Here is a 9386-nt window from a genome sequence, read left to right as displayed (position 1 = left end):
CTGAAACTCAGTATATTGCTTAATAACTGAACAACTTTGGGCTGCCATGTCTTCCAACCGAATTAAGCAACAAAGCCCGAAGGTAAAGCACATTATATATGTTGATAGACGCACTAAGGGGCGAACCTGTTACGACTCGCGCGTCGAGCTTCCTGATAATGTTAAGTTTGTTTCAGTTGATGAATTGCTGAGCAAGAAAAACATCGCGACGCCAGTCATTGCCAAGAAGGTGACTGAATTGTATGAGGCAAGTATCAACCATGGCAGCCCAGCTTTTGTAAAGAACATGGTCTCTTTACTGGCTTTAAATGCCGGAGATTATTTCTTCGATATCGGTGTGAGCATCAAGCCCGATGGTAATTTAGCTAAGCACCTTAATGGCCAGAGCAAGTTTTCCGGCGGTGCAGTAGGTAACGGAAGTTATCTGATGGGGGGACACAATAAAGAGGATATAGAGACGGTTGTTGAGTACCTCTACGAAATGTATACCTGTCAAAGGCCACCAACTGTACATCCCAAGAAAGCAGTAGAGGTCTTAGAGGGTCTCGATAAATCGTTGTCACCGGCAGATGTAATCAGCGCAGTAACAAGCAACTCGAAATTAGACGAAAAAATCACGCCAGCGGACTTCGTTACTTACTCTCGCAGGATGGAGAAGGGATTCGCTGAGCGTGGTGTTAAGACTACGATGTGTGAATATGCCCGTTACACGGACGTCGTCTTTGGTAACAACATTGCCGTGCTCACGACTAAAGTGAAAACGGGCTTTAGGAGCGGAACAGACTTCGTTAACACTCATAAGATGAGTCATATTCACAAAACTAAAGTGGAAGCGCATCACGTCCCGGTTTTATAAGGAGAGTGGGTCGAGTGATTAGTAGAAGTAGGAAAGGGGCCTTGTGGAGCTGCGGGGCCCCTTTTTATTGAGATTCATCTAGATGTCTGTGTATTATCTGAAGGTTTGCGTAAGGAATTCCGAAGTTTAACTCTATCCTGATGTAAATTTTAATATTCTAAAATGTTTATAATAAAAACTAAGGTGGGTATCACCAATTTTTGAGATGGCTAGTTTGTTTTTAATTACTTTGAATTTTGCTCAAAACTACTATGAGATCTCATAGTTAGAGCGCATGGCGCTCTCGTTATAATCTCTGCAAATCACGAACAAAAAACAGAGAGATAATTATGAATAGGAAGCAAACTATTTATGCTCTACTCATTGGGTTAATATATGTTCCTTTTACATTCGCTCAAGAGAGTACTCTAAATCAATTTTCTAAAAAAGCGTTAAAACAAGTAGAGTTTGGTGAGTATGCCGTTGGATCAAAAATAATTTTTGCACGTGATAACTCTCAGCGATTTGATCCATGGAATACTGCTTACGCTAGTAGTGAATATAGAAAATTACTACGGAAAATTGAATCGTCCGGTCAACCAAGAACAGTTCCTATTCATGTTTGGTACCCAGCACTGGTATCCGATGAAACAATTCAAATTCATCAGCGTTTGAGGAGTCCCAAAAAAGCAGTATCGGGCAAGCAGGCTAAGTTTTCAGATTATGTATTAAATGATAGCAATGCTTTTGAACCGCTAACTATGTCTCTCAATACGAACTTAAAGCATATAGAAGACACTGATGATCAGCCGCTTGCAAATTTGCCTTCCCATAAGATGAATCAAGCGCTAAAACAATTTATTGAGGCGTTCGTAAAGCAAGATAGAGGTGCATTTATTGACGCTCCAATAGCGAAAGGAACATTCCCTCTTATTATCTTGTCGCACGGGTTAGGTGGGAATTATGCCATGTGGGATCGTGCCGGAGAGTTTCTTGCGAGCCATGGTTATGTTGCGGTTGCTCCAACCTATATATCCGATGGAACCGTCCCAATTGTATTCCACGATCCTGCCTCAGAATTTGCTAAAGCTAAAAGTCCAAGTGAAGTGGGTGAGGCATACCAAACGCTCTCGGAAATGAAAGTTCTGCCAAACTTCTTCCGTTATCTATTTGGTATAGAAAACCCAACTCAAGCAACCATCCTCTCATTTGATCCAACAAAATCAAAAGTGTTGAATGATGGTCCTAACAAAGTGGTCGATATGCAGCGTAATTTGTTTAGGCAGCGTGTCGTTGATCTCGGCATTGTTAAAGATACGTTAGTAGTCCTCAACAAAGATAAGGAACATTGTCGAAACGAGGCTCAAGGCTCGGTTGTAACCAGTTGTGGTCAGTTCTCGGGTAAATTGGATATAAAAAATATTGGTTTATCTGGACCCTCTCTAGGGTCTATGACATCTCAACTTGCTTTGAAACATATTCCAAATATACAAACAGCAATTGGTCTTAATAATGGGGTGCCTTATTCATGGACACCGCAAGAAATGTTTGGAGGGGACTATAGTGAAGATGGTGTTCCTATTGGGAATAGTAAGCCGTTGTTACAGATAATCGGCAATGAAGATGATTTTGTTCAGATGGTGTTCCATTCTATTTTTCAAGAAGCAGTAACTTTGGCTGAAGGCGATCCTTCGACTCTTCTACAACTTCCTGCGGAACGTGCGGAAATCACTAAAGAGAATCCCCAGCCTGTTGCATTAAGTGCATATAATCGCGCACAGGGTGATAAGATGCTTGTCACGGTAGCAGATGTAGATCATGGAGTACTGACTCAGCATGATGCTGAATTTAACTTTCCTGGTTATGTTAAACAAAATGGAGAGTCTTTGTTCAGCTATGTGATAGATCGTAATAGAAAAGCAACTGGACGTGACTTATTTACCCCCAACTTTATGGGAGAATCATTTTCGTTACTAAGTTGGGGGCAGACAGAGCAAGGTCAATGGTATTATAAGCCTCACGTTATTCGAGATTACTATTATTTGAATTGGTTTGATTATTATTTAAAGAAAGATCCAGCAGCAAAGAAAAAATTGCTCACGTCACCATTCAGTAAATTTGTTTCATTGAAACAAAAAATCAACTAGACAACATTAAGCCCCTAAATTTTGGTTATGGGGCTTTCTTGATGGAAGCGAAAATAAATGAAAAGACTTTTTTAAAGTTGTGTATAGTCTCTAAAGTACAATAAAAATTTAAACTCAATTATTAGCGAGGTATTGAGGATTGGCCTTATCAACTGCTTGGTCAAAAGGAAGTGTTCCCCATAGACGTAGCTTGGTTGAAATTAGAGCAAGTTTAATGGAAGATCTAAAACTCTTCGATGTTGTTTCGTTTTGTTACGAAGGTGCGCCTTTTACGTTTAAGGATGACTTTTCTGCGCCTTTAACTATGCAGCTATTTAAGCTACAGCACATAGCAAAAGCAAAAACTGCATTTGTCTCGGATGAGAGAGAACTTAAGTCTTTGCAAACTTACCTTGCTAGATACGCTCAAACAGACCGCGAGTTCAAAAAACGCATCAACTTCGATTCGGTTCGCATTGGGAGTCGCGAAGATTCCCCTTTTCCCGGAGAAAGTAAACAGGACAACTTCGAGTCTTACATCGAATGGTCTTGTGGCCTTGCCTGTCCTAAGGAATGGGGGGGACTATTTTCACTCAAAAGTACTCTGACGGTCGAAGAATGGGAAAAGCAATTTAATACTTTGTGGCCCAAGCTTCACCATATATTGCTGCTCTATCACTTGGAGCTTGTGTCCTGTTATAAGGATGAATTTAATCCATATCTCAATATGAACATCTTCAGTTTAAATGCGCTGAAAGCTCTGAAGCACTTAGCTCTGGGAGAAACTAGCAGAGAAATTGCTGAAAAATTAGACATGACTGAGCGTGGTGTTGAATACCATATCAATCAGCTGTGCACGAAATTAGAAACAAAGAATCGTATCCATCTGATTCATGTGGCAACTAAGTTAGGGTTAGTCTAGTTATTATGATAAACAATGGTATTTTGAAAATTATTGGAAGTGAGCGATGGTGTTTTCGATACTAAGACAATCCGTTATTACTTCACTGCTTCCACTTCTAACATCGACGCTTGAGTCGCAGACAAGTTTTGTTTTACATAGCTAGTAAGTTGTAACCATGCAAACAAGCCTGCTAGAACGTTAGCAATTGTCGCTGCGATGACGATTGTAAAAATGTCACCCTGTAACGAGCCGATGGCAATCGCTGGGATGTACAGAACCACCAATCTTACAAAGCAAACGAATAGGGCAGTTTTTGGTTTACCCAATGCATTGAAGATGGAAGTTACAACCATACACAAACCTAAAGGGCCGTAGCTAAACGGAATCACCCAAAGTGCTAGCTTTAACCAGTCTTGCATTGTGTTGTCCGCCGATAGTAGAGGAACAACAATTGGTAAACTCATCACCAACAAAGTTGCGATGGCCAAGTGGAACAAAATAACAAAGCGAGAAGCCGATTGGACGAGTGCTTGGATTGAATCAAAACGTTCGGCACCGAGTTCACGGCCAATCATTGGTGGCAAAGACATGGTTAGTGCCAGCGTGAAGATCAGCAAGAAGCTTTCCACTCGGTTTAATAAGCTCCAAAATGCGATTTCATTAGTACCAAGATGAGCGATGAACATAACCGTCACGAAAGCACTGACTGACGGTAAGATCTGATTCATCATGGTTGGAATCGTGGTTTTGATCAGCAGAGCAACATCGTCTTTGCTAGCTAAAGCCGAAGAGAAAGGTGCGAACCATTGTCGACCTTTAGCTTTGTGCATCATGTAACCCGCGCTGATGGCAAAGCCAAGCATCGATGCTAATGCAGCACCCGCAATTCCCATGTTTAGAACGAACATAAAGATCGGATCGAGCACGAGGTTGATAAGGCTTGCGATAACAAAGACAGAGCCCGTGACTTTAGTATCACCATTCGCACGGTAAACACAGGTCATTAAATACAGCACGGCACTGGATAGTGCGCTCAACAACCATAGGCCCCAGAACTGACCAAATAACGTTTCGAGCTGCTGATATTGTGCGCCGCTGTCTTTCACAGAGACAAATGCAGAAAACACACTTTGCTCCATCAACCACAACGCAAATCCAATGAGAGCGATAAAAGCGCTACCGACCAGTAACGCAAGTGAAGCGGTATTTGTCGCGCGTTGCGTATTATTCGCGCCAAAAGCATGTGAGATGATCGACGTTGCCGCGACACCAATGCCGACTTGAATGCCAATAAAGCCAGCTTGGAACGGCATGGTGATACCTTGCACGGTAAGCTCGTTCACGCCGAGCATGCCGATAAACACTGCGTCGATAAGTTGTACTGACATGATCGCAAAAAGACCGACAGTCAGCGGCAGTGTTTTTTCGAGAACGGATTTTAAGGTCGAGGAAATCGCTATCATCACAAGGCTCTTGATTCGAAAGTTCGGGAACAATGCCAGTATAGAGTTGCGATTGTTAATGATAAGAGGGCTAATCCCTAAATCAGTTTTTAGATTTGGTTAATAATGAACTAAAAAGAGGCAGTATGAGTGCAACTCTGCTGGGCAAAAAGCTTAATTTGAATACGTGTCTCTTTTTGTTTTTTATGAAATAAATTTGTTTTTGCTACGGTCTGTTTAAATCAACGTACTACCAGTTCGCTATTTACTAAAGTATGAACACATTCGGGGAAGATTATGTGGATTAAGAAGAATCATCGCTGGGCTTTATCTGAAAACGAAGCGACGCCAGAGTCCGTCTATAAAGAGCGTCGAGAGATATTGAAAAAGCTTGGCATTGCGGTTGTCGGTATGCCGCTCGCTGCAAATGCACAAGCTGGCATTTTGGATATCTTCTCCTCAAAGGAGAAGCCAGTCTTAGACAATCGAATTGACCTTAGCGCGACGAAGCCACAGCAGTACCAAGCGGATCTTTCCCTTACCCCTGAAAGTAAGGTTCTGAAATACAATAACTTCTATGAGTTTGGTACCGATAAGTCTGATCCCGCGAAAAACTCTTCTGAGTTCGTGTCTGACCCATGGACGGTTGAGGTCGACGGCTTGGTGAATAACCCAATTAAGCTCGACTACGATGACATCTTTAACAAGTTCACACTAGAAGAGCGAATCTATCGTTTGCGTTGTGTGGAAGCGTGGTCAATGAACATTCCTTGGATTGGCTTTCCTCTAGCGGACATCATCAAAATGGCGGACCCAAAAAGTAGCGCGAAATACGTTGCTTTTGAAACTCTCTACGATCCAAAACAATTTCCAGCCCAAGGCTCGTTTAGCAGTATTGAATATCCTTACGTCGAGGGGCTTCGTCTTGATGAAGCAATGAACCCGCTCGCGCTGATTTCTGTGGGTTTATACGGTAAGACGCTTGCGCCACAAAACGGTGCGCCGCTTCGCTTAGTTGTGCCTTGGAAATACGGTTTCAAAAGCATCAAGTCTATTGTTCGAATTCGTCTAACCGACCGAGAGCCGCCAACAACGTGGAATCGTTTAGCGCCAAATGAATACGGCTTTTACGCCAATGTGAATCCGAATGTCGACCATCCACGCTGGAGCCAAGCAAGCGAGCGTTTCATTGGTGAGGGCAGTGTGCTCAGTACTCGTAGACAACCAACATTGATGTTCAACGGCTACGAGGAAGAGGTGGCGCATCTCTATAAGAATATGGATCTGAGGAAGTTCTATTGAGAAAGCTGACGCCAAAAAACATCGTTGCGCTTAAAGTCCTGATCCACCTTGTTTCTCTCGGTTTCTTAGGTCTGCTGGTTATTGCGATTAATACCGACAACTTAGGTGGAGATCCTGTTCAAGGCATTATCCACTACACGGGTATCAGCGCGCTGAATACGCTGTTTATTACCTTGTTAGTTTCTCCGCTTGCGCGTTGGACCAAGCAGGGTTTGTTAGTTCGAGTTAGGAGACTACTCGGGCTCTACAGCTTTTTCTGGGCAGTGCTTCATTTGGTTGCGTTTGCTGTTCTTGATTTAGGGTTAGATTGGAGTTTGCTTGCCTCTGAAATCGTCAAACGCCCTTATTTGACCGTTGGTGCAGCAGTGTGGGTCATCTTATTACTTCTGGCGGTGACTTCGACTCAATCCATACAACGTAAAATGGGCCCTAAATGGCAAAAGCTGCATAACTGGGTTTACTTAGCGGCGATATTGGCACCGATTCATTTCTATTGGTCGGTGAAGTCAGAGGTCGTAGAGCCAACGATTTATATCTTAATCGCCATTGGTTTGTTGCTGGTGCGCTGGAAGACATTGAAGCAGCGAGTGTTTCGAAAAATGTTATCCAGTTGATGCGCTGTTAGACTAATTGCGATAAATGAATCAACAGACTAAAAGGGGCTACGTGAGCCCCTTTCTTAATTGGATAATAAGCCGCTAACCCAAGCTTTCCGTTGCTGTTGGCTCACAACGCTTCCACACCTTTCGTTCGCTCTCGCCAAAGACCTTAGGCTAGTTCTATCAAATCCCACCACAACGCTCATACCGTTAGCCCGAACCCTACGACTAATGTCTAACCACCTGAGACTATTTGTATTTTTTCGTTTGGTATAAGGTACTAGCAGCTGAATTTTAAGAGTTCATAAAGATCAGTCATCGAGTTCTCGTAGCAGAGAATTTATAGACAGCGACTCGCTTAATCTTCGTTTAGTGAGTAAACAACGTTGGTTGGAAAAACACACCTGAGAGTGTGAACGAAAGGAATCACAATGAGCAGCACTTTAGAGTCCGTACATATTGGAACAGATAAGCCTAAAGCCAGTGAGGATGAACTCACTTATGAACAACAACATAAACCTAGCTCGGAGTTTGAGTCCCGAGAACAATATTTAGAGCACGAGTTGCAAATCATGGCGCCTAAACGTTGGCGTCCCAATTTGCCGTTTAAAGACTATCGATTCGAGGTAGAAGACACCATTCCAGCGATGGCCGCGACCATTGGTAAAGTCGTTATGGTGGGAGCCATCGCAGCAACCTTTGCCGGTGCGCTAGGGTTGAACGAAGGCTTTATTTTAGAAAATGTTCGTTATGAACTACTTATCGCCTCTGTTTTCATAATTCTTTTTTCAGGCTTTCTACTACCGACCGCAAACCTAGCGGGTACACACGGCCCACTGATCCCATTAATCCCTATCGTCGTTGCAGCAGGTGGGCACCCAATGGCCTTTGGTCTGCTGATTGGCGCTTTTGGCATACTGTTAGCCATCAGTAAAGGTGGCAGTATGCTGGCAAATCTCACCAGTAAAGGCGTGTGTGGCGGTTTACTGCTTTACCTAGGCTTTGTTGGAACCGTCTCTCAAGTGAAAAAGCTGTTCGCTTGGGCAGAGGGAATAGGGATGAGCCACATCGCTTTTGTCGTGATCTTTTGCACCATTATTTTATATGCACTACTGGAACATTTTCGTAAGCGTTGGCTAGCCGTTCCTCTTAGTTGCTTGCTAGGGGGCACGTTAGCTTTTGCCATGGGAGCGCCGTTTTCTTTTCAAACCGAGCCCGGCTTACCCAATATGAACCCGATGTATTGGTGGGGGGAAGATACAGGTTGGATGCTAGGTTTACCGACGATTGAACACTTCATGGTCGTATTGCCTTTTGCTATTTTGGCAGTCGCGATGTGGTCGCCAGATTTTTTAGGGCATCAAGTGTTTCAAAAAATCAGCTATCCAGAACGTACAGAAAAAGTACATATGAACATCGACGATACGATGACCACCGCTTCAATTCGTCAGACGTTCGGCTCTTTGCTCGGTGGTACTAACTTTACGTCTTCGTGGGGAACTTACATCGTTCCTGCGGCTATCGCTAAACGCCCTATACCTGCCGGCGCGTTGCTGACGGCACTGTTCTGTATCATCGCCGCGGTTTGGGGCTACCCAATGGACTTAGCGATCTGGCAACCTGTACTTTGTGTTGCGCTTATTGTTGGGGTATTTGTGCCTTTGCTAGAAGCAGGAATGGAAATGACGCGTGAAGGTAAAACCACTCAATCGGCAGCGATTGTTGTATTTTCTTCAGCGCTCGTTAACCCTGCATTTGGCTGGTCGCTCACTATGCTATTAGATAACTTAGGCTTAGTCGGCTGCAAAGAACGTAGTGGGGAACTCAGTAAAATGAGCCGTTGGGTGTTGCCTGGCATTATGTTTATTGTATTAACAAGTGTAATGGCGTTGGTTGGCCTATTACCGGGAATTCCAGCTATTATCCCAAGTTTCCGTTAGATAGGTTCGTAGTACGATTTAGGGTTCGAAGATACTCTTCCTACCTTGAGAGAAACGGTTTAGTTCTGTTGAGCTAAACCGTTTTTTTTTCCCTTTTCAGACATAGTAAATACTCATACCATCACGCTAAGGGGCTTTGGCGCTACCAAAAAAGTTCATTCATCTAACTATGTTCGCTGTACATCACCTTGCTGTGTTGCGGGGTAAATTCCACCATTATTCGCCTGTTAACTTTTAA

General features: G+C 43.4%; 7 protein-coding genes. 6 read left to right on the top strand and 1 reads right to left on the bottom strand.

Annotation, left to right across the window (positions count from 1 at the left end; genetic code table 11):
- Positions 1-46 precede the first annotated feature (46 nt).
- The 3 genes from OQJ86_RS22155 to OQJ86_RS22145 all read left to right on the top strand — a co-directional run bounded on the left by OQJ86_RS22155 (position 47) and on the right by OQJ86_RS22145 (position 3883).
- Complete coding sequence (locus tag OQJ86_RS22155) at positions 47-856, top strand: hypothetical protein (protein WP_265990929.1); 810 nt, start codon at positions 47-49, stop codon at positions 854-856.
- Positions 857-1185: 329 nt separating this feature from the next.
- Positions 1186-2982 carry a hypothetical protein gene (locus OQJ86_RS22150; protein WP_265990927.1) on the top strand — a complete coding sequence of 599 codons (1797 nt, stop codon included), beginning with the start codon at positions 1186-1188 and terminating at the stop codon, positions 2980-2982.
- Between the two features lie 214 nt (positions 2983-3196).
- Entirely contained in the window at positions 3197-3883 is a 687-nt protein-coding gene (locus tag OQJ86_RS22145; RefSeq protein ID WP_265990925.1) for a response regulator transcription factor, read from the top strand.
- A 77-nt stretch (positions 3884-3960) separates the two neighbouring features.
- Here OQJ86_RS22145 and OQJ86_RS22140 read toward each other — a convergent pair whose 3' ends face one another.
- Entirely contained in the window at positions 3961-5328 is a 1368-nt protein-coding gene (locus OQJ86_RS22140; protein ID WP_265990923.1) for an MATE family efflux transporter, read from the bottom strand.
- Between the two features lie 276 nt (positions 5329-5604).
- Here OQJ86_RS22140 and msrP point away from each other — a divergent pair, with 276 nt between their 5' ends.
- The 3 genes from msrP to OQJ86_RS22125 all read left to right on the top strand — a co-directional run bounded on the left by msrP (position 5605) and on the right by OQJ86_RS22125 (position 9148).
- Positions 5605-6609 carry a protein-methionine-sulfoxide reductase catalytic subunit MsrP gene (gene msrP, locus OQJ86_RS22135; RefSeq protein ID WP_045421262.1) on the top strand — a complete coding sequence of 335 codons (1005 nt, stop codon included), beginning with the start codon at positions 5605-5607 and terminating at the stop codon, positions 6607-6609.
- Positions 6606-7223 (top strand): protein-methionine-sulfoxide reductase heme-binding subunit MsrQ, encoded by a 618-nt coding sequence (gene msrQ / locus OQJ86_RS22130; protein WP_265990918.1) that lies wholly within the window; start codon positions 6606-6608, stop codon positions 7221-7223. Before msrP ends, msrQ begins: the two co-directional genes overlap by 4 nt.
- A gap of 416 nt (positions 7224-7639) precedes the next feature.
- Entirely contained in the window at positions 7640-9148 is a 1509-nt protein-coding gene (locus OQJ86_RS22125; RefSeq protein ID WP_005446025.1) for a DUF3360 domain-containing protein, read from the top strand.
- The last annotated feature ends 238 nt before the right edge of the window (positions 9149-9386 follow it).

Origin of the sequence: Vibrio sp. Sgm 5 (assembly GCF_026241575.1) — a bacterium.
GTDB lineage: Bacteria > Pseudomonadota > Gammaproteobacteria > Enterobacterales > Vibrionaceae > Vibrio > Vibrio jasicida.
Note: the sequence above shows the minus strand (reverse complement) of the source record. Positions and strands in the feature narration are given on the sequence as shown.